The organism is Leeuwenhoekiella sp. H156 (assembly GCF_052218455.1).
Taxonomy (GTDB): domain Bacteria; phylum Bacteroidota; class Bacteroidia; order Flavobacteriales; family Flavobacteriaceae; genus Leeuwenhoekiella; species Leeuwenhoekiella parthenopeia.
In genome coordinates, this window is record NZ_CP197499.1 from 803,170 (window position 1) to 822,580 (window position 19,411).

Sequence of the window (19,411 nt, forward strand, 5' to 3'; positions counted from 1 at the left end):
ATTACAAAGCACAAATTACGTTTAATCTCAGATTTTGTAACTTTATAAAAAAGAAAAGATTATGAAAAATGTTCGCTTAGATCAGGCTCTGCAAAAACTGTATACGGCATTTCACGAAAACAGGCTTGATCCGGAGTGCTGTAAAAGCTGTGCGGTAGGCAATATTTTGAACAACACAGAAAGCTGGAAGCATCTTACCGAAGGGCACGGCTCCCTAAGATTAAGCTATGTAGGCCAGGTCAATCAGGCTTTCGGTAAAAAATTTGAAGGCTACTCTCCCGTCGAATTAATTCAAATTGAAGCTGCATTCTTAAGAGGCTGCGGGTATCAATTGCCCCTTAAACGCAATTCCTTTAGACCTGAGGATCGCCAATCAAAAGAAATTCTTTTTGAAGGTCTTTGTGAAGCCATAACCGTGCTTTGCAAACTCGAAGGTGTTAAAAATGTGATGCACTATCAAAATCTGTTTAAGGCAGATAAATCTACTGCTCAAGCGACTGCAATTGCGATTTAAATTATGCCGGCTACCCATAAATGTTAATTTTACTTTTTTTCAGTAAAATTTTGTCACATCTGTAATTTCAGGTCGTCTTTTAAGTAATTAGATTGACTAAGAAATTTGAGTTTATTTATTTGGATTAGCCGCCTTTAATAACATAGAATTTTTAGCGTTAATTATACATAAGTGCGAAAGCTTCAGATTTATCTGGAGCTTTCTTTTTTTAGAACATAAAATCTTTGATAAAAATGTAGGCCAAAAGCAACCATCCAGTTGCAAGAAGCAGCCCGCCCAAAGGGGTTACCGGCCCTAGAAACTTCCATTTTCTGCCCAATGCACCCGAAAGGCAAAGACCATAAATGGAGAAGGAAAATAAAAAAGTACCCAAAATAAGGCAGGTGATTATATAACCTTCTAGCGCTGTATTAAAACCAAGATTAAAGCTCAAAACAAGTAATAGCAGGGCGTGATACATCTGGTACTTCACTCCCGTTTCAAAACTGGCGAGTTGCTCCTGTGTAAAATGCTTTTTTAAAGCGTGCGCGCCAAAGGCTCCTAATACAATGGCCAAAAAACCATAAAGTGCTCCAAAAAACTGGCTCATCAAAATTTCCATGGGGTATTGATTACTATTTGTAGCTTTAAAGATATATTTTGCGAATTAGTTTACACACATCCTGACCGCTAAAATCAAAACCAATATTATGGATCTTAAGAATTACATCACAGACGTACCCGACTTTCCGAAAGAAGGAATTGTCTTTAAAGACATAAGTCCCCTGTTGGCAAACGCCAGGGCTACCAATTACGCTGTTGAGCTTTTGGCAAAAGGATTATACGACATCAAAGCAACTAAAGTAATCGGGATTGAAAGCCGTGGATTCCTGTTTGGCAGTTTACTGGCTCAAAAACTAGGATTAGGATTTGTGCCGGTTAGAAAACCCGGTAAGCTCCCCGGAAAAATTTTGAGCGAAAGTTATGATTTAGAGTACGGAACAGACAGTCTTGAAATAAAGGCGGAAAGTATTGCTGAAGGAGATCTGGTAATCGTTCACGATGATGTTCTGGCGACCGGAGGCACTGCCGCTGCGGCTTGTCGCCTGGTAGAACACTGTGGTGGTAAAGTAGTGCAATGCAACTTTTTAATGGAACTCGATTTTCTTAACGGAAGAAAAAAATTAAGTCCCTATAACCTGCACAGCCTACTGCATTATTAATCTAAAGCATTCTTTGTCACCCATAATTTATAGCCAAATAAGGCCAGTTGCAGCTTACTGGCTTTAGCCAGATCAACATTCTTTTTCGTAAGGCTGGGTAAAACCTTTTTATTCAGTTTGGCAAGCGTTTTAAAAAACGTTTTCTTCATAGCAGGATTCCCTTTTGAGTGGTTAGTATCTCAAATTTAAGCTTTTAACCCCTTTCTGCGCGCGCTTACAGAAGGTGTTATGACTATTTTAGGATTATCCGAAAATGGTTTCAATAAGTGTTAAAATAAGTGTGACCATGATTGTGATTTTTGATTGATTAATTTTTATTTGATCACAAATACGGAAGTAAAAATCACTCCCACAAGCAATTGCACAACTATTAATAAAAGTGAATACAGTATTGTAAGTAAAAAAATGACTTTACCCAAAAACCAAAACACAAAACCCTTCAATTCTGTATAAATTATAAACCCTATAACTCCCATAAGCTTTACAACTGTAACTTTTATAGGCGCTTTTTCGGCAACTTTTAAAATCTCAAGGGGCAAATGAATTAAAAACGGCTCCTAAAAGAACATTTCATCTTTTAAGACATAAAAAAATCCGCTGTAAAAAGATTACAGCGGATTTTTACAGATTTGAAAAATATTTAGTTTTTCTTCGATTTTGTAGTAATTAATATCACTCCGTTTTTACCTTTTTCTCCATAAGCTTCAATTGCAGAATCGTCTTTTATTACAGAGAAAGATTCGATGTCTTTAGGATCAAGTAGCCGAAGTTCTTCCTGGCTGATCTCTTTATCGTCCATGATAATGAGAGGTATTCGCTCATCAGATTTTTCTCCGGTTCCACGAAAGACAAAACTGAATCCTTTATTTGGGGCACCAAACAAAAAAGTTTCTTTAGGTTTTAGATAGGAACTATCTGGCGTTTTAAAACGGCTGTTTTGATTTGTAGAACCAGACTTTCCATAACCAATTACTTTAAGCTCTTCCATTTCTGCGCGTTTAGCTTCCATTTCTTTTTCCCGTAGTTCCCGTTTTGCTTCAAGTTCCGCCTTCCGTAATTCCATTTCAGCTTCGATCTCAGCTTTGCGTAATTCAACTTCTGCCTCCATCTCGGCTTTACGCAATTCCATTTCGGCTTTCATTTCTTCTTTGCGCATTTCCAGTTCAGCTTTACGTATGGCGATAGCTTCCTCCAAGTCTTTTGCCAGATCTTGATTAGCTGCCGCATTACTTCTCGTGCCCTGTAAAATACTGTTGGAAGCCGATGTTACCCCAAAAGTCCCGTCCTCGGTTCTATAGATTGCAATGTCACTTATGGGCTTATCCCCTGAATAACTGGAACTGGCCTGATTGCCGCTAACCTTATCCTTTACACTAATCTTTATAGATGTTAATAATCCTGATGCATTGTATTTTACATTTGAAAAGTTAAAGCTCACCTGATGCTCCGATTCGAGCTCTTTAGCGAGTGCGTTAAGATCACTTTTAGTAAACGTATTAGTAATTACCCGTTTAAATGAAGTCTGCACAGTAGCTGCTTGCTGATGTAAAGCACGGGTTTGCTCATCTTCATTAGGAGACGGCTTAACAGCTTCCAGATTCTCATCAGTAACTTCAGACCCATTTCCAACTGATGAAGACTTTGCTGCTACTTCCATTTCGGGCTCTTCGCCTGATTCTAAATAGCGTACTTCTTCTTTTAAATTAAAACTCCAGATAAATACCGCGAGTACCGGTAAAATGACTGCCAGTTTCAGCTGATTGGCCTTGCTTGATGATTGTTTGTTTAACATAACTATTCGTTTTTTGATGAATGATTGATAAAATGAATGGGTTAAGGCAGGTACCTGCCCGGGCACAGCAACTTTTACAAGTGCCATTTGGTAATTTTTAGGACTGCATAATGTACCTGCGGTGGTGGCATCGGCGAGATATTCCAGATTTTGAATTACGGCACTCTTATACAACCAGGCCAGTGGATTAAACCAATTAACGATAAGCACAAGTTGCATTAAAAGGGTATCCAGACTGTGGTATTGACGTGCGTGAGCCTGTTCGTGAGCCAGGATCATTTCAAAATCTTCAGAACTATAGCGGGTTTTATCAACTGCGATATACTTAAAAAAGGAAAACGGAGACTCCAGTCCTTCTGCCTGAATGATTCTAAACCCATTTTCAAGCTTCCCGTTTTGCCTGTTTAAAAAACGCAGCAGCTCATAAAGCTTCCACACAAAAAGAAGACACATAACCCCTGCTCCCAGTAGATAACCGGTTAAAACAGCTTCCCAAATTCCAAATTCAAATGAATTTTGAGGTGTTTCTGCCAACGCAACCCCAACCGTATTCACCGTAAAATCAAAAACCGGCATTTCTTCATAAACGATTTGGGTAAATACCGCCACCGGAAGTACAAAACTTACAAAAACCCCTCCCAGCAAAAACTTGCGATTGGTTTCAAAAAAAGTCTCCTTCTGCAGCAAAACCAGATAAGTCAGGTAAAACAGACTCAACACGGCAGTGCTTTTCAATAGGTAAATGAGAAAATCCATACTATTGCTTTTTCTCGATTAATTCAAGTATTTCCCGCAACTCGTCTGCCGTTATTTTCTCCTCCTGAGCAAAAAACGAAACCATATTTTTGTACGAACTGTCAAAAAACCGGCGGGTGGCCTCATTCCAGAATTTCTTGCCATAGGACTCCCGGCTTATCAAAGGATGGTATTGATGCGTTTTCCCAAAAGCCTTGTGCCCCACATACCCTTTCTCTTCCAGATTTCGCACAATAGTCGACACCGTATTGTAATGCAGGTTTTCATCTTCCAGTTCTGCCTGCACCTCCTTCACAAAAGCCTTTTCGAGCCTCCATAAAACGTGCATAATTTCTTCTTCTTTATTGGTCAGTTTTTCCATAGGGATCATAAATTTTAGGGCGTTCGGGCGGGCTTGCGGCAGTCGCGATTTGCCGCCGAAAAAAACGGCTGCAAATGCGCTCCGACAATGCCTTAATCCCTAACGCATTACAAACATAAAACGAAAATTATAGTTAAACAACTATTTTTGTAGTTTTATGTTTGTATTCATTTTATATGGTGCTTTTGTATAATTTAATACCTTCTGTCACTTTAGAGAACCATATATTTTAGCCTATTTTTACAAAAACTACCTGAGCATTGGACATTCTTGAAAACTTTAGAATACTTGACCTGGTCGACATCCTATTGGTAGCCACCCTACTCTATTATCTTTACAAACTCGTTAAGGGTACTGTGGCCATCAATATTTTTCTGGGAATTTGTATCATCTGGGTAATCTGGAAAATCACACAATTGCTTCAGATGGAAATGCTAAGTACCATTCTGGGCCAGTTTATCGGTGCCGGGATGTTTGCGCTCATCGTGGTTTTTCAACAGGAAATTCGCAAGTTTTTGCTGATGATAGGTTCTACAAACATCGGCCGGAAGTCAGGATTTTTAAAACACATCAAGTTTCTTCAGGACGAAAATCAGGACAACTCCCTCACTAAAGTGGAAGAGATTGTAGATGCCTGCGAAAAAATGGGCAAGGACAAAACCGGCGCACTCATCGTCATTCAGCGCACCACCAATCTCGATTTTGTAAAACAAACCGGTGACGAGATGAACCTCGAGGTGAACCGCCCCATTCTGGAAAGCATTTTCTTTAAAAATTCAACCCTGCACGATGGAGCCGCCATTATCGAAGACAACAAAATTGTCGCTACCCGTGCCATACTTCCGGTTTCTAATGAGCGCAACATTCCCCTGCGCTTTGGGCTTCGGCACAGAGCCGCTGTTGGTATTACCGAAAAAACAGATGCTGTAGCCCTGGTTGTTAGTGAAGAAACCGGCAACATCAGCTATCTTAAGGATGGCGAATTTGTATTATTCAAGAACACGACCGAGCTCGTAGATATCATACGTAAAGACCTAAGCTAAATTATGGAACAAGTTGAGCAGACCAATGAACAACTAGCCATAGTAAGCTATTGTAGAAATTGTCATCAAAATTTAGATGCCGGTGCAGCATTTTGCAGTGCCTGCGGAGGACAAATCGTAAAAAACCGAATAACCGTAAAAAACCTGGCTGAAGATTTTAATGACCGCTTCCTAAACCTGGATAGCGCCTTTCTAAAAACCTTCAGAGCACTCTTTACCAAACCGGAAGACGTCATAGGCGGTTATATAGACGGGGTTCGTAAAAAATACCTCTCTGCCTTTGGTTACTTTGCCATATCACTTACGGTAGCGGGAATCTATGTATTTATCCTTCGTGAGTATTTAATGGATTCCCTTTTTGAAAACCTTCAGGTATCTGAAACTCCAAATCAGGAACAGCAGCTGGCATTTATCAAAAATTTTACGATGAGCATTAATGAATACCAGACACTTTTCAGCGTTTTGAGTATTCCCATTCTGGCTTTAATCTCCCGAATCGTATTCTGGAATTACAAAAAGTACAATTACCTGGAGCATATTGTAATTTACCTCTATGCGTTTAGTCACATTAACCTGGTATTCTACATTTTAGCCATTGGCACGATTTGGTCAACCTCCCTGTATACCTTTATCAGCTTTACAGGAATTATCGCCTACATTGTTTATATCTGCTTTGTACTTAAACGCTTGTACCGTTTAAACACTACCAGCCTGATCTTAAAAACCTCGCTGTTTGCCTTAATCGGAGGTATTGTTTTCACCATTTTATGCACTGTAGCTATGATAATAATGTATAAACTGGGTGTTTTTGATGCTCTGATCGAAAGCACAAAAACTGCCGGGCAATCTAAAAGCTAGATTACTCTATTTCAGAATTTGAGGCAAACTGTACTTCGTAGAGTTTTCTGTAGTAACCATCTTCCTTCTCCAGAAGACTTTTATGGTTGCCCATTTCAACAATCTGACCCTTTTCCATCACGATGATCTTATCTGCCTTTTTAATTGTGGCCAGACGATGCGCGATTACAATTGAGGTACGCCCTTTGGTGATTTTATTAATCGCCTTTTGTATGAGGTGCTCACTATTAGAATCGACAGAAGAAGTAGCCTCATCCAGAACCAGAATACTTGGGTTGCTTACATAAGCCCGTAAAAATGAAATGAGCTGGCGTTGACCACTGCTCAACATCGCACCGCGCTCTTTTACATTGTAATGATAGCCATTAGGAAGGCTCGATATAAATTTATCTACACCAATAGTTTTAGCCGCGTTCACCACATCCTCTTCCGAAATATCGGGATTATTGAGCGTGATGTTATTGAGAATAGAATCTGCAAACAGGAAAACATCCTGTAAAACAACCGCAATTTCAGAGCGCAGCGAAGTGATTTTTACATCTTTTATATCTATTCCGTCAATAGAAATCGTTCCACTGTCAATTTCATAAAAGCGACTCAGTAAGTTAATGATAGTCGATTTTCCGGCTCCTGTAGATCCTACAATAGCAACCGTCTCTCCTGCCGCAACCTCGAGATTAATTCCGCGTAAAACCTCTTCGTCCGGCACATAACTGAAGCGCACATCCTGAAAACTGATATCTCCTTTAATTTTAGCCAGTTCGCGCGTCCCTTCATCTTTAATACGTGCATCGGTATCCAGAATACCAAAAACCCGATTGGCCGCTACCATTCCCATCTGCAGGGTATTAAACTTATCGGCAATTTGACGTAACGGTGTAAACAGCATTTGCGAAAATTGTATAAAAGCAGTTACCAGACCTATGGTAATAACATCATTCTCTACAGCTCTCAAACCCCCATACCAAACCAGTAAACCTATCGTGATTGAAGTAACCATTTCGGCAATGGGAAAGAAAATAGAGTTGTACCATACGGTCTTGTTCCAGGCCCGCATATGCTTTTGGTTAATCTCGTTAAACTTCTCACGCTCTATGCGCTCACGCGAAAAAATCTGCACAATTTTCATCCCGGTAACCCGTTCCTGAACAAATGAATTGAGATTAGCGACCTGAGTACGCACTTCTTCAAACGCAACTTTCATCTTCCGCTGAAAAATACGGGTGGCATAAAGTATAAACGGAAGGATAACAAAAACTATAAGAGAAAGCTGCCAGCTTTTGTAAAGCATTACTCCCGCAATCACCAGCATTTTAAGAAGATCACTGATAATCATAAAAAGCCCCTGACTAAAAATACTTGAGATGGTTTCGATATCATTTACAGCCCGCGTCACCAGCCTGCCCACGGCAGATTTGTCGTAATACTGCTTTTTAAAATAAATCATGTGATTAAAAAGCCTGGTGCGTATATCGAGTACCACCTGCTGTCCCAGCCAGTTTGCAAAATAGATAAATACAAGCTGGAAAATAGATTCGCCCAGAAGCACCAGAAAACTCAACCCAATATAGTACAGCAACGTGTCCATATCCCTGGGCTGCATACCCTGGTCTATGGCATACTCGAAATAAATGGGCCGTAAAACTGCAAATACTGAAATCAGAATCGCAGAAATACCTACAAAATACATGCGCCCCTGATAAGGGCGTGTATAACTCAAAAGCTTTTTAAACAAGCCAAAATCAAAAGCATTGCCTTTATTGTCTGCCATACGGGATAAAGATTTCTTCGGGGTAACGCACTGCGGTGAGGTATAAGCCATGCGCAGGAGCAGAAGCGCCTGCCTCAGATCGCTCGCCGCCGGCTATGATGTCTTTCAACTCATTAACGCTCGTTTTTTTAAGGCCTACATCCAGCAAAGTTCCTACTACGGCGCGCACCATATTGCGTAAAAATCGATCTGCAGTAATCCTAAAAACCAATCGGTCTTCTTCACGGCTCCAGAACGCTTCCCTAATGTCGCAAAGATAAGTTTTCACATCTGTATTTGACCGGCTGAAACATTTAAAATCCTGCCTGCCTAAAAGCAATTTTGCAGCCTCATTCATCAACTCCAAATCCACTTCGGCTTCAAAAAAATACGATTGATTCACCAAAAAAGGATTTTTCTGCTGGTGAATGAAATAAGAATAACTGCGCTCTATGGCATCAAAACGCGCATGTGCTTCTGCCGCTACAGGAGTCATCGTTTTAACGGCAATGGCTTTGGGCAAAAAACGATTCAGTCTAAAAACCAGATGTTGTTGCTCATCTGGAGTTAGCAAATTTTCATAGTCAAAATGAACCCAAAGTTGTTTTGCATGCACTCCGGCATCTGTGCGCCCGGCACCGGTAACCGCAATTTCAGACCTTAGCAAGGTGGTTAATGCCTTTTCCAATTCTTCCTGCACGGTGATACTCTGCGGCTGTCGCTGCCAACCATGGTATGCAGTCCCCTCGTAAGCTATATCTATAAAATACCGCACGCTTTGAATTTGTGATTAAAGCTGCAAAGATACATCTTTGCAGGGGCTCTTCTCACCCAATTAAGTTTCCCTCGTATGAAAAAAATCCTGCTTCTCAGTGACACCCACAGCCATATAGACGATCGTATTTTGGCATACGCCAAAAAAGCAGATGAAGTATGGCACGCAGGTGATATAGGAGATCTAAGAGTAACCGATGCGCTTCAAAAAATAGCCCCTTTACGAGCCGTATATGGCAATATTGACGATCACGAGATCAGAAATGAATTCCCCTTAAATAACCGTTTTAATTGTGAAGGTGTCGATGTGCTTATCACTCATATAGGGGGTTACCCGGGCCGATATTCGCCTGCCATTCGGGAAGAATTATATGCGCACCCGCCCAAATTATTTATTTGCGGGCATTCACACATCTTAAAAGTGATGCCAGACCGAAAACTCAACCTGCTGCATATGAATCCCGGTGCTGTGGGCAAACACGGATTTCATAAAGTACGCACCATGCTTCGGTTTACAGTAGATCAGGGTAAAATAGACAATCTGGAGGTTATAGAAATGAAACGCGATTAATACCTGGTGCTTAATTAAGGCCTGCTCCAAACATTTTAAAACGAAAAACCCTGCAAGTTGGCATACTTGCAGGGCTTCGCACTAATTAACTAAGATAGTAGGTCTATCGCAACCGGTCAACAGATTTTACAAGATCCTCATCCCGCTTAATTGCTTTGTTTGCCAAAGCGATAAAAACGATAGAAATGATGGGGATTAGCATCCCAATACCTTTCTCCGGGGCCGCCGCCCCTCCAGATAAGATTTGCGACTGGTAAACCAATACACCTAGTAAAATAAAGTTTAATATGATATTCAGTCTGCCTAGTACAAACTGCAGCTTTCTATTTTTAAATAAAAAAATGGTAATAAACGACAACAACGCACTTCCTAAAAACATAGCCAGCAACTCGACACGTCCGGTAGCATAAACCGGTTCTCCCTCAGCCGTACTAAAAACCGGTATCAGAAATAAAAGTCCGGCAGAAACCGCTGCGGCCAAAATTAAATAAATGCTTTGTATGCGTTGTATCATGTAAATACCTTCATTAGGGCTGACAAAAATAAAAACTTCTATCAGACTAGAGCCAAATTAATAAAAAATATTGTTGTATTATTGCAGTACATTGTGTAGCCAACTCTGAGTTGACTACTTACTTGCCAAAAAATTTATCAGATCTTCTCTCAAAATTTTTTGATCGCATTCAAACCAATTCATTACAGAAATTCATACGTATCGTTCATGTTTAATATTTCAGAATTAAAAGCTAAAAAGCTACCTGAACTTCAGGAAATTGCCAAAGGCCTTGATATCCCAAAGTTTAGAACACTCAAAAAGCTTGATTTAGTTTATAAAATCCTTGACCAGCAGGCAGCAGACCCTAAAGCTGTAGCTGAAGTCATCGAAGATAAAAGCTCAGATTCCTCAAACTCCGGGGCTAAAGCTTCTGGAAAACCTGAAAAAGACGAATCCCGAAAGAATTCAGGATCAAAAGGGCCTAACAATCCTCCAAAATCTACAGGGCCAAAAGATTCTTCCAATCAATCTAAAGACGTAGATTCTTCTAAAGATAAGGAAAAGCAAAAACGCAAACCTAAACCCAACAAGCCCGATCAGGATACTACCACCAAACAGGATTCTAATTCGGCAAAAGGAAGACCGCGCAAGGAAAACAATCCCAACTCCGGCAATCAAAATACCAAGAATACAAAAGATTCCAATTCGGGATCAAATGCCAACAACCCCAGGAATAACAACCGAAATAACAATTCGGGGAATAATTCTAATGGCAACCAGAACAACAACAATAATAATAATAATAATAATAACAGTAATTCAAACGGCAATAGCCACAATAATCAGCGCGACAACGGGAATAAAGACACCCGCAACCGCTACCGCGAGCCTGATTATGAGTTTGACGGACTTATTGAGAGCGAGGGTGTACTGGACATAATGCAAGACGGCTACGGCTTCCTGCGTTCTTCAGACTACAACTACCTGTCATCACCCGATGATATTTACGTATCGCAATCTCAAATACGTTTATTCGGTCTCAAAACCGGAGATACTGTACTGGGAGTAATAAGACCTCCTAAAGAAGGGGAAAAATATTTCCCGCTTATTAAGGTTTCTAAGATCAACGGACTAGACCCCAGCGTGGTGCGTGACCGTGTTTCGTTTGAACACCTCACACCGCTTTTCCCTAAGGAAAAATTCAACTTAGCAGATCGCCAAAGCACTATCTCTACCCGTATTATGGATCTTTTTGCACCTATCGGAAAAGGACAGCGGGGTATGATTGTATCTCAGCCCAAAACCGGTAAGACGATGTTGCTTAAAGATGTTGCAAACGCAATCGCAGCAAACCATCCTGAGGTTTATCAAATGATTCTTTTAATTGATGAGCGTCCTGAAGAGGTGACCGATATGCAACGTAACGTAAAAGGTGAGGTTGTAGCTTCAACTTTTGACAAAGAGGCTCACGAACACGTGCGCGTAGCCAACATCGTTCTGGAGAAAGCAAAACGCCTGGTAGAATGTGGTCACGATGTGGTAATCCTTTTAGACTCAATCACACGTCTGGCCCGCGCTTACAACACCGTACAGCCTGCTTCCGGCAAAATTTTGAGCGGTGGTGTTGATGCCAATGCCCTGCACAAACCCAAACGTTTCTTTGGCGCTGCGCGAAATATTGAAAACGGAGGTTCCCTTTCAATCATAGCCACGGCATTAACAGAGACCGGTTCAAAAATGGACGAGGTTATTTTTGAAGAATTTAAAGGAACCGGTAACATGGAACTGCAGTTGGATCGTAAGATCGCTAACCGAAGAATTTTCCCTGCGATTGACCTTACCTCTTCAAGTACCCGTCGTGATGATTTACTGCTTAGCGAAAACGCTATTCAGCGTATGTGGGTAATGCGTAAATACCTTGCAGATATGAATCCTATTGAAGCGATGGAATTCATCAGTGAACGCATTAAACAAACTAAAAACAACGAAGAGTTTTTGATATCGATGAACGGTTAAAAAACTTTTTTACTATACTAAAAATGCCGCATCATAAGTGATGCGGCATTTTTTTTGGATCAATCCTAATTGTTGTGTTTAAGCAAAAATTGTAGTTAATCTGTATAGAAAGAATTCTATGTTTTTTACTCCTCTAAATTGGCTTCTAAATGCTTTGATCTTTGCATTGAAGGACTCAGCTGAAGCGTTAGTACTTCTGTTTATAAAGTAATTGAGTATTGATCTATAATTAATGTTTATGGTATTAGCAATGGTATTGAATGCCTTAAATCCTGTGTTCTCTACATCTTTATACCAATGAGCCAGTTTTGTATAAGCCACTTCTACTGACTTTGCTTTGTTGAATATATCCCTAAGTCTTTGCGTGAGCTTAAATGCCAACTTTATATCTGGATAGTGCTCGAAGAGTATTTTACTTCGCTGGTATTGGTTTTCTGTCCAATTTGAAGGTGCTTTATAGAGCAGATACCGGCTCCTGGCTAATAACTGTTTTTTGGTATCCCCATTGTCAAAGGTTTTGGGAGTAAAACTTTTCTGTTTTAACCGGGCTTGTTTAATTTGTTCGTTCTCCATATCTATAGCATCCCATCGGTGTTTGATCCTTATATCCTGTAAGGCTTCCAGTGCCAGTTTCTGTACATGGAATCGGTCTGTAACCTGTATTGCTTTTGGGAAACATTTTCTTGCAATGGTCTTCATTGAATTAGCCATATCCAAAGTGATTTCTTTGACTTTGGCTCGTTTCTTTGCTGGTATTTGAAGGAGCTGCTCTATGATAGGCTCTACTTTAGTGCCGGAAAAGATCGCAACAATGCATCCTTTTTTACCTTTTGCTTTTTTATTTGTGATTATGGTGTAGAGCTCCCCTCTGGATAGCGCAGTTTCGTCAATAGATAAGTATCTTCCTATATTCTCTGGAAAGATGAGCCATTGCTTAGCATGTGGTTTTTGCTCCCAAGTTTTGAAGTCGCTTAATTGGTCTTTGTACTGGCGTTGAAGTTTTTTACCGTTTACTCCGTAGAACCCACCTATGGTATGACAGTCAGAAGCTTTAGTATTGATTAAGTACTTTTAAAAAAGCAGCAAACTCGACGGTCATTCGGGTTCCCTGTGCTACTAAGTTCCAGTCACGCTGAATAACTTTTTTGTCTTGTTTGTTGAGCCATCGACGTCGCTTTATATGCAGGAATACTTTTTTGCCACGCACAGGAAAATCCTGAACGGTTATTTCTTTATGGAACCCGTGCGCTGTGACCAGGCTTGAAGAAAACTCTTTAGGGACCTCTGGTTTTTCTTCAAAATGCAGGTGCAGTATATCTCCCTCTGTTTGATGACCGGTAAGGTTAAAATGGGTAATCAATAATTCTGGTAATAAAATCTTAAGTAAATCTATATATGCGTCCAATGCCTCCTGTTTAGAAAACAAAAATCAAACTATTCATTCAATTCACACACAACTTTTGAGAATGATCCATTTTTTTATACTTCTATATATTCAGATTTATCCCAACAAAAAAACTCCCTCGCATAAAAATGCAAGGGAGTTTTTAAACTTTTAAACAGAATTGATTAAAGCGCGTTTACGTGCTTAGCCAATTGTGATTTTAAGTTAGATGCTTTGTTATCGTGAATGATATTATTCTTAGCTAACTTATCGATCATAGAAACCACAGAAGGAAACATAGTCTCTGCTTCTTTTTTATCAGCCTCACGTAATTTTTTCATTGCATTACGTGTAGTTCTGCTTTGGTAACGGTTTCTAAGACGCTTTGTCTCGCTGTTTCTAATTCTTTTTAAAGATGACTTGTGATTTGCCATTATCTTGCTCTGTTTTAAATTGTAGCCCGTAGGGGAATCGAACCCCTCTTACCAGGATGAAAACCTGGCGTCCTAGCCGATAGACGAACGGGCCATTATGTTTTTATCACATTTGAGGTATGTGAAAACCTTTGTAGTCCGTAGGGGAATCGAACCCCTGTTACCAGGATGAAAACCTGGCGTCCTAACCCCTAGACGAACGGACCAGCCTTTGTTTCAAATGCGGATGCAAAAATAAACATATTTTCATAAGTCGCAATAGCAAAACAAAAAAAATTCAAATTAATATGCTTTTGCAAACAAAACACGTCTCGAAGCCGGTTTCCCGCTATACACGCAAGTACCTGATTCTTCCTTGTTATCAAGTGGTACACAACGAATTGTAGCTTTAGTTTCGTTCTTGATTTGTTCTTCGGTTTCTGAGGTACCATCCCAGAATGCACTTACAAAACCGGTCTTATTCTCCAGAATATCTTTAAACTCGTCATAGGTTTCCACCTCGGTGATATGCGAATCTCTAAATTTAAGCGCTTTATCAAATAGGGCTGTTTGCATTTCTGCCAGTAAAGCCTGCACGCGATCAACAATAGCATCTTTAGAAACAACCTCTTTAGACAAGGTATCTCTTCGAGCCAGTTCAACCGTACGCTTCTCGAGATCCCGCGGACCAATCGCAATACGCAGCGGAACCCCTTTGAGTTCGTACTCATTAAATTTCCAGCCCGGTTTATGAGTATCACGATCATCATATTTAACCGAAACACCCAAAAGCTGTAGCTCACGCTTTAATTCTTTGGCGACCTGCGATATTGCATCAAGCTGCTCCTCCCCTCTGTATATAGGAACAATAACCACCTGAATTGGCGCTAATTTTGGAGGCAAAACCAGACCATTATCATCGCTATGTGTCATCACCAGAGCCCCCATCAATCGGGTTGAAACACCCCAACTGGTAGCCCAGACATGTTCCTGATTCCCTTCTTTGGATGCAAACTTAACATCAAAGGCCTTGGCAAAATTCTGACCCAAAAAGTGTGAAGTTCCCGCCTGAAGCGCCTTACCATCCTGCATTAAGGCTTCAATACAATAGGTTTCAAGAGCTCCCGCAAAGCGTTCGCTTTCTGTTTTTGTACCGCGTATAACAGGCATTGCCATAAAACGCTCTGCAAATTCAGCATAAACGCGCATCATCAGGTTAGCTTCTTCTATCGCCTCCTGCTCGGTCGCGTGAGCAGTATGCCCCTCCTGCCATAAAAATTCTGCAGTGCGTAGAAACAGACGCGTGCGCATTTCCCAACGCACCACGTTTGCCCATTGATTGATTTTTATAGGTAAATCGCGATAAGACTGAATCCACTTTCTGTACGTATCCCAAATTATGGTTTCTGAGGTAGGCCTTACAATAAGCTCCTCCTCCAATTTAGCTTCCGGATCTACTATAATTCCGCCATCTTCATCATTCTTAAGACGGTAATGCGTAACCACAGCACATTCCTTTGCAAAACCATCTACGTGACTTGCCTCCTTACTAAAGTAGGATTTAGGAATAAATAACGGAAAATACGCATTCTCGTGACCGGTAAGTTTAAACATGCGATCCAGTTCGGCCTGCATTTTTTCCCATATCGCATAACCGTAAGGCTTAATAACCATGCAACCGCGCACTCCGCTGTTTTCGGCCAGATCTGCCTTTACAACCAGCTCGTTATACCATTTTGAATAATCTTCTGCCCGTGAGGTTAAATTCTTTCCCATATATAGAAATTTGGCACAACTCTTGTGCTAGATTAAGTAGTTTTTCGGATTTGTAACATCTTTGTTAAATGCACAAATTTGACCGCAAAACTAACTAAATTTACAATTGTACAACAATAAATACGGATGATATGCGAGGCTTGAACATTACACAAACAGGAATACTGAAATTGGCCCTGGGCATTTTTGCTTCAGCGGGTTTAATCTCTTGCGGAACGTCACAATATGCTATGAATGATGGAATTTACGGATCTCCATCAAACAGAGACTACAATAACGTGACTTCGCAAGATGTGACAACCAATGCCAACGGTAGTATATACGCTGATTATTTTAATCAGGGTGCTGCCGATATTGATAATGCTCAGCAGGAAGGCGTCATTTTTACAGATATTGATTCGTATTCTTCTACGGGTGATTACACCGAAGAAGACCTGCTTCTCGATAATGATTTAGGCTATAATGCCCAACCCGGTTGGGGAGATACCTATGACAATACAGTCGTAAATGTTTATAACAACAGTCCGTTCTGGGGTGCCGGATGGGGTGCCTGGGGCAGTCCGTTTTTTGGAAATGCCGGATGGGGCTGGAACAACTGGGGATGGGGATGGAATTCTCCCTATAACGCCTGGGGTTGGGGCGGTCCCTTTTACGGAAACGTTGGATGGGGTTATGGTTTTGGCGCTTGGGGTAACCCTTACTGGGGTTATGGAATTGGCGGATGGGGCTATCCCTATGCAGGTTTTTACGGATACAATAACTTTTATGGATATCCATACCGTAACTGGTATCACAGCCGTTACGACAACAATAGATTAGCCTATTCCAACTCACGCAGAGGAGGACGTTATGAATCGGGCAGAACGGCAGATTCGAGGGCATCCTACTCACGCAGCAGAAGCAGCTATTCTACCAATTCGCGCCGATCATCTGATGTAAACTACGCCCGTACCAGTCGTACGTACAGCCGCAATGGTGTAGGTGTTGACACACGCTCGCGTAGTGCTTCCGGAAACACCTCAAACTCCAGAGTTTCGCGCTCCAGCACAACGAGTAACAGATCCATTTACAGTAGCCCAGCCAGACGCAGTAGCGGAAGCATCAGCAGAAGTGCGAGTGGAAACTCTAACGCGGTGCGCAGCAGTGCTCCAACAACAAGAAGCAGCACGTACAGCAGATCTAACAGCTCGACTCCAAGCCGAAGCAGCACCATGTCAAGAAGCACTGCTCCATCCCGTAGCGCTGCACCTTCAAGATCAAGTTCATCAGGAGGCAGAAGCAGTTCTTCATCTTCTTCAGGAGGAAGAAGAGGCGGAGGTCGCGGGTAATTAATGTATCAATTTACAAGTATGAAAAAAGTTCTCATAATTTTTATGATAGGTATTGGTTTGTCCCAAGTGAACGCACAAACCATATCTGATGCCGTAAACTACAGCACCGAAAATTTAACCGGTACCGCAAGATACCGCGGGGTTAGCGGAGCATTTGGCGCCCTTGGCGGAGATTTATCTGCTTTAAATAATAACCCTGCCGGTTCAGCTGTTTTCAATCAAAGCTTTGTTTCCTTAAGTCTTTCGTCTGATGGATACGATAATCAAACCCATTACGGTGACGGTATAACCACAAATTCAAGTTCTGATCTTGATTTTAATCAGTTAGGAGCTGTGTTTGTATCAAATGGCACCGGTAGTGTTACCAAACTCAGCTTCGGATTTAATTACGATCGCTCTAATGATTTTGACAATCAATTTTTAGCGTCTGGCGTAAGCTCTAATTCTATAAGCAATTATTTTCTTGGCTATGCTCAGGGAACACCACTCGAACTCTTAGAACTTCAGAACGGCGAAACTTTAGATGAATTGTATCAATTTTTAGGAGAAAATGAAAGCTTTAGCGCTCAGCAGGCCTTTTTAGGTTATCAGGGATATTTAATCGATCCGGAATCTTCAGATCTTAATAATACGGCATACACCAATGCACAAAACGGCAACGCCTTTGACCAGGAATACCGGTATACCAGCTTTGGAAACAACAGCAGATATACGCTAAATGCTGCAGCCCAGTTTGGAGAAGATTTTTACCTGGGTGGAAATATCAATATACACGCGTTTAATTTTACACGGAACACCCTGCTTTTTGAAGACAACATTCAACAAAATAATGCCGTTAGCAGCCTCGATTTTGAAAATGATTACAGAGCGTTCGGCTCTGGATTTTCAGCCCAAATAGGTGCTATTTATAAAGCTTCTCAAAGTTTGAGACTCGGTCTTACTCTAGACAGTCCCACCTACTATACGATCAGCGAAGAAACCGAACAATTTCTACGCACAACCAGCGACCTTGGTGAAACTGTAATTAACCCGAACGTCATTAACGTCTATGAAGATTACGAGTTTCAAACTCCGGCAAAGGCTACAGGAAGCATTGCCTATGTTTTTGGCGCGGGTGGGTTTCTAAGCTTTGATTATTCCTATCAGGATTACAGCTCAATCAAATTCAGACCGGAGAACGATGTATTCTTCCAGCAACTCAACGCAGATCTAAGCAATAGTCTGAAAGGAGTATCTACTTTTCGCTTTGGCGGCGAGTTTCTTGCAGGCAGCTGGAGTTTCAGAGGAGGATATCGCTTTCAGGAAAGTCCGTATGCAAATCAAACCACTCTGGGAGATCTTACCGGGTATTCTCTTGGTCTTGGGTATGCTATTGGTAACGCCCGTATTGACGTTGCCTACGACTGGGCAAAACAGGAGCAAAATCCAGCTTTGCATGACGGGGCTTTCACCAACACAACTTTTATTGATCATATCAACACCAGCCTGGTGGCAACGCTTTCATTCAAGCTGTAGAACACCCTATTTTCAAAATTCATATCAAGCCTTAATGCATTTCAGTATTAAGGCTTTTTTTAATATCGCAATGGCTAAATGTAGCCGCAAGTGTTAAGCAATTAAATTGTTAATTATACTATCTTTGCAAGCCCTTAGCGCAACCAGCGACTAAATGCACTATGAATATGAAAATTGACAACGAAGAATTGAATGCACTAGACGAAATAGGTGATAACCACCACAGCACTTCTGCACAGACTCCTTTGCGTGATGATGCCTTTAAACTTACCGATGCTGAAAAGATCGAGTTAATCAAAGAAGACGTTAATCATATTATGCAAACCCTGGGTCTGGACCTTACAGACGACAGCCTTAGAGGCACACCTAACCGTGTGGCCAAGATGTTTGTAAATGAAATTTTTGGTGGTTTGAGTCCGGCGCGTAAACCCAAGGCATCTACATTTAAAAATAATTACAAATACGGCGAGATGCTGGTAGAGAAAAACATTACCGTTTACTCTACCTGCGAACACCATCTCCTGCCTATTGTTGGGCGGGCACACGTAGCTTACATTTCTAACGGTACCGTAGTAGGTCTGTCAAAAATGAACCGCATTGTTGACTATTATGCCAAAAGACCACAGGTTCAGGAACGCCTTACGATGCAAATTGTTCAGGAATTGCAGCAGGCTTTAGGCACTGAAGATGTCGCGTGCGTGATTGATGCCAAACACCTTTGTGTAAACAGTCGCGGTATTCGCGATATCGAAAGCAGCACGGTAACCAGCGAATTTGGCGGTAAATTCAAAGATGAGGCAGTACGACGCGAGTTTTTAGATTACATTAAACTCGACACCCCTTTTTAAATCTACCTGCG

20 protein-coding genes and 2 tRNA genes are annotated in these 19,411 nt (G+C 41.2%); 9 read left to right on the top strand and 13 right to left on the bottom strand.

All coding sequences use genetic code 11. The annotated features are described in order from the left end of the window. The first annotated feature begins 61 nt into the window (after window positions 1-61). Complete coding sequence (locus tag ACSSS3_RS03260; RefSeq protein ID WP_228229517.1) at window positions 62-514, top strand: Na(+)-translocating NADH-quinone reductase subunit F; 453 nt, start codon at window positions 62-64, stop codon at window positions 512-514. A gap of 208 nt (window positions 515-722) precedes the next feature. On the opposite strand, the gene ACSSS3_RS03265 is transcribed toward ACSSS3_RS03260, so the two are convergent. Next, window positions 723-1,115 (bottom strand): DUF423 domain-containing protein, encoded by a 393-nt coding sequence (locus ACSSS3_RS03265; RefSeq protein ID WP_442846438.1) that lies wholly within the window; start codon window positions 1,113-1,115, stop codon window positions 723-725. 88 nt (window positions 1,116-1,203) lie between these two features. On the opposite strand from ACSSS3_RS03265, the gene ACSSS3_RS03270 reads away from it, so the two are divergent. Beyond that, entirely contained in the window at window positions 1,204-1,716 is a 513-nt protein-coding gene (locus tag ACSSS3_RS03270) for an adenine phosphoribosyltransferase (RefSeq protein WP_442846439.1), read from the top strand. Here ACSSS3_RS03270 and ACSSS3_RS03275 read toward each other — a convergent pair. The 3 genes from ACSSS3_RS03275 to ACSSS3_RS03285 form a co-directional block, all read right to left on the bottom strand. Then, a complete protein-coding gene (locus ACSSS3_RS03275; RefSeq protein WP_228229520.1) occupies window positions 1,713-1,865 on the bottom strand; it encodes an SsrA-binding protein in 153 nt (50 codons plus the stop codon). The two genes, ACSSS3_RS03270 and ACSSS3_RS03275, sit on opposite strands and share 4 nt — an antisense overlap. 491 nt (window positions 1,866-2,356) lie before the next feature. After that, window positions 2,357-4,264 carry a M56 family metallopeptidase gene (locus tag ACSSS3_RS03280; RefSeq protein WP_442846440.1) on the bottom strand — a complete coding sequence of 636 codons (1,908 nt, stop codon included), beginning with the start codon at window positions 4,262-4,264 and terminating at the stop codon, window positions 2,357-2,359. Between the two features lies 1 nt (window position 4,265). Further along, entirely contained in the window at window positions 4,266-4,625 is a 360-nt protein-coding gene (locus ACSSS3_RS03285; RefSeq protein ID WP_228229522.1) for a BlaI/MecI/CopY family transcriptional regulator, read from the bottom strand. Window positions 4,626-4,885: 260 nt separating this feature from the next. Here ACSSS3_RS03285 and cdaA point away from each other — a divergent pair, with 260 nt between their 5' ends. Together cdaA and ACSSS3_RS03295 are read left to right on the top strand one after the other, a co-directional pair. Continuing rightward, complete coding sequence (gene cdaA / locus ACSSS3_RS03290; protein ID WP_228229523.1) at window positions 4,886-5,668, top strand: diadenylate cyclase CdaA; 783 nt, start codon at window positions 4,886-4,888, stop codon at window positions 5,666-5,668. 3 nt (window positions 5,669-5,671) lie between these two features. Further along, window positions 5,672-6,526, top strand: coding sequence for a DUF3667 domain-containing protein (locus ACSSS3_RS03295; protein ID WP_228229524.1), 855 nt, complete (start codon window positions 5,672-5,674; stop codon window positions 6,524-6,526). A gap of 1 nt (window position 6,527) precedes the next feature. Here the strand turns inward: ACSSS3_RS03295 and ACSSS3_RS03300 are convergent, their stop codons facing one another. Then, window positions 6,528-8,297 carry an ABC transporter ATP-binding protein gene (locus tag ACSSS3_RS03300; RefSeq protein ID WP_442846441.1) on the bottom strand — a complete coding sequence of 590 codons (1,770 nt, stop codon included), beginning with the start codon at window positions 8,295-8,297 and terminating at the stop codon, window positions 6,528-6,530. Continuing rightward, entirely contained in the window at window positions 8,284-9,051 is a 768-nt protein-coding gene (gene truA, locus ACSSS3_RS03305) for a tRNA pseudouridine(38-40) synthase TruA (protein ID WP_442846442.1), read from the bottom strand. Before truA ends, ACSSS3_RS03300 begins: the two co-directional genes overlap by 14 nt. 75 nt (window positions 9,052-9,126) lie before the next feature. Between truA and ACSSS3_RS03310 the strand changes: the two genes are divergently transcribed. Continuing rightward, window positions 9,127-9,621: a metallophosphoesterase family protein gene (locus tag ACSSS3_RS03310; RefSeq protein ID WP_442846443.1), complete on the top strand. Its 495-nt coding sequence runs from the start codon at window positions 9,127-9,129 to the stop codon at window positions 9,619-9,621. Between the two features lie 103 nt (window positions 9,622-9,724). On the opposite strand, the gene ACSSS3_RS03315 is transcribed toward ACSSS3_RS03310, so the two are convergent. Beyond that, complete coding sequence (locus ACSSS3_RS03315) at window positions 9,725-10,135, bottom strand: DUF4293 domain-containing protein (protein WP_442846444.1); 411 nt, start codon at window positions 10,133-10,135, stop codon at window positions 9,725-9,727. A 207-nt stretch (window positions 10,136-10,342) separates the two neighbouring features. Between ACSSS3_RS03315 and rho the strand changes: the two genes are divergently transcribed. Continuing rightward, window positions 10,343-12,133 carry a transcription termination factor Rho gene (gene rho / locus ACSSS3_RS03320; RefSeq protein WP_442846445.1) on the top strand — a complete coding sequence of 597 codons (1,791 nt, stop codon included), beginning with the start codon at window positions 10,343-10,345 and terminating at the stop codon, window positions 12,131-12,133. Between the two features lie 78 nt (window positions 12,134-12,211). Here rho and ACSSS3_RS03325 read toward each other — a convergent pair whose 3' ends face one another. From ACSSS3_RS03325 to proS, 6 genes are all read right to left on the bottom strand, one after another. After that, window positions 12,212-13,195: an ISAon1 family transposase gene (locus ACSSS3_RS03325; protein ID WP_442847391.1), complete on the bottom strand. Its 984-nt coding sequence runs from the start codon at window positions 13,193-13,195 to the stop codon at window positions 12,212-12,214. Beyond that, window positions 13,185-13,538 (bottom strand): ISAon1 family transposase N-terminal region protein, encoded by a 354-nt coding sequence (locus ACSSS3_RS03330; RefSeq protein ID WP_442844504.1) that lies wholly within the window; start codon window positions 13,536-13,538, stop codon window positions 13,185-13,187. The genes ACSSS3_RS03325 and ACSSS3_RS03330 overlap by 11 nt, the downstream gene beginning before the upstream one ends. A 164-nt stretch (window positions 13,539-13,702) precedes the next feature. Further along, complete coding sequence (gene rpsT / locus ACSSS3_RS03335) at window positions 13,703-13,951, bottom strand: 30S ribosomal protein S20 (protein WP_228229530.1); 249 nt, start codon at window positions 13,949-13,951, stop codon at window positions 13,703-13,705. A gap of 22 nt (window positions 13,952-13,973) precedes the next feature. Next, window positions 13,974-14,045: transfer RNA gene (locus ACSSS3_RS03340), tRNA-Glu, on the bottom strand. A 40-nt stretch (window positions 14,046-14,085) separates the two neighbouring features. Then, window positions 14,086-14,157 (bottom strand) — tRNA-Glu (locus tag ACSSS3_RS03345). A gap of 76 nt (window positions 14,158-14,233) precedes the next feature. Further along, window positions 14,234-15,706, bottom strand: a complete 1,473-nt coding sequence (gene proS / locus ACSSS3_RS03350; RefSeq protein WP_442846446.1) for a proline--tRNA ligase — start codon at window positions 15,704-15,706, stop codon at window positions 14,234-14,236. A 131-nt stretch (window positions 15,707-15,837) separates the two neighbouring features. Here proS and ACSSS3_RS03355 point away from each other — a divergent pair, with 131 nt between their 5' ends. The 3 genes from ACSSS3_RS03355 (at window position 15,838) to folE (ending at window position 19,400) form a co-directional block, all read left to right on the top strand. After that, window positions 15,838-17,034, top strand: a complete 1,197-nt coding sequence (locus ACSSS3_RS03355) for a hypothetical protein (RefSeq protein ID WP_442846447.1) — start codon at window positions 15,838-15,840, stop codon at window positions 17,032-17,034. 21 nt (window positions 17,035-17,055) lie between these two features. After that, window positions 17,056-18,552 carry an OmpP1/FadL family transporter gene (locus ACSSS3_RS03360; protein WP_442846448.1) on the top strand — a complete coding sequence of 499 codons (1,497 nt, stop codon included), beginning with the start codon at window positions 17,056-17,058 and terminating at the stop codon, window positions 18,550-18,552. 167 nt (window positions 18,553-18,719) lie between these two features. Continuing rightward, the gene (folE, locus tag ACSSS3_RS03365; protein ID WP_228229534.1) at window positions 18,720-19,400 is read left to right on the top strand and encodes a GTP cyclohydrolase I FolE; all 681 of its coding nucleotides are present in this window, start codon (window positions 18,720-18,722) and stop codon (window positions 19,398-19,400) included. The last annotated feature ends 11 nt before the right edge of the window (window positions 19,401-19,411 follow it).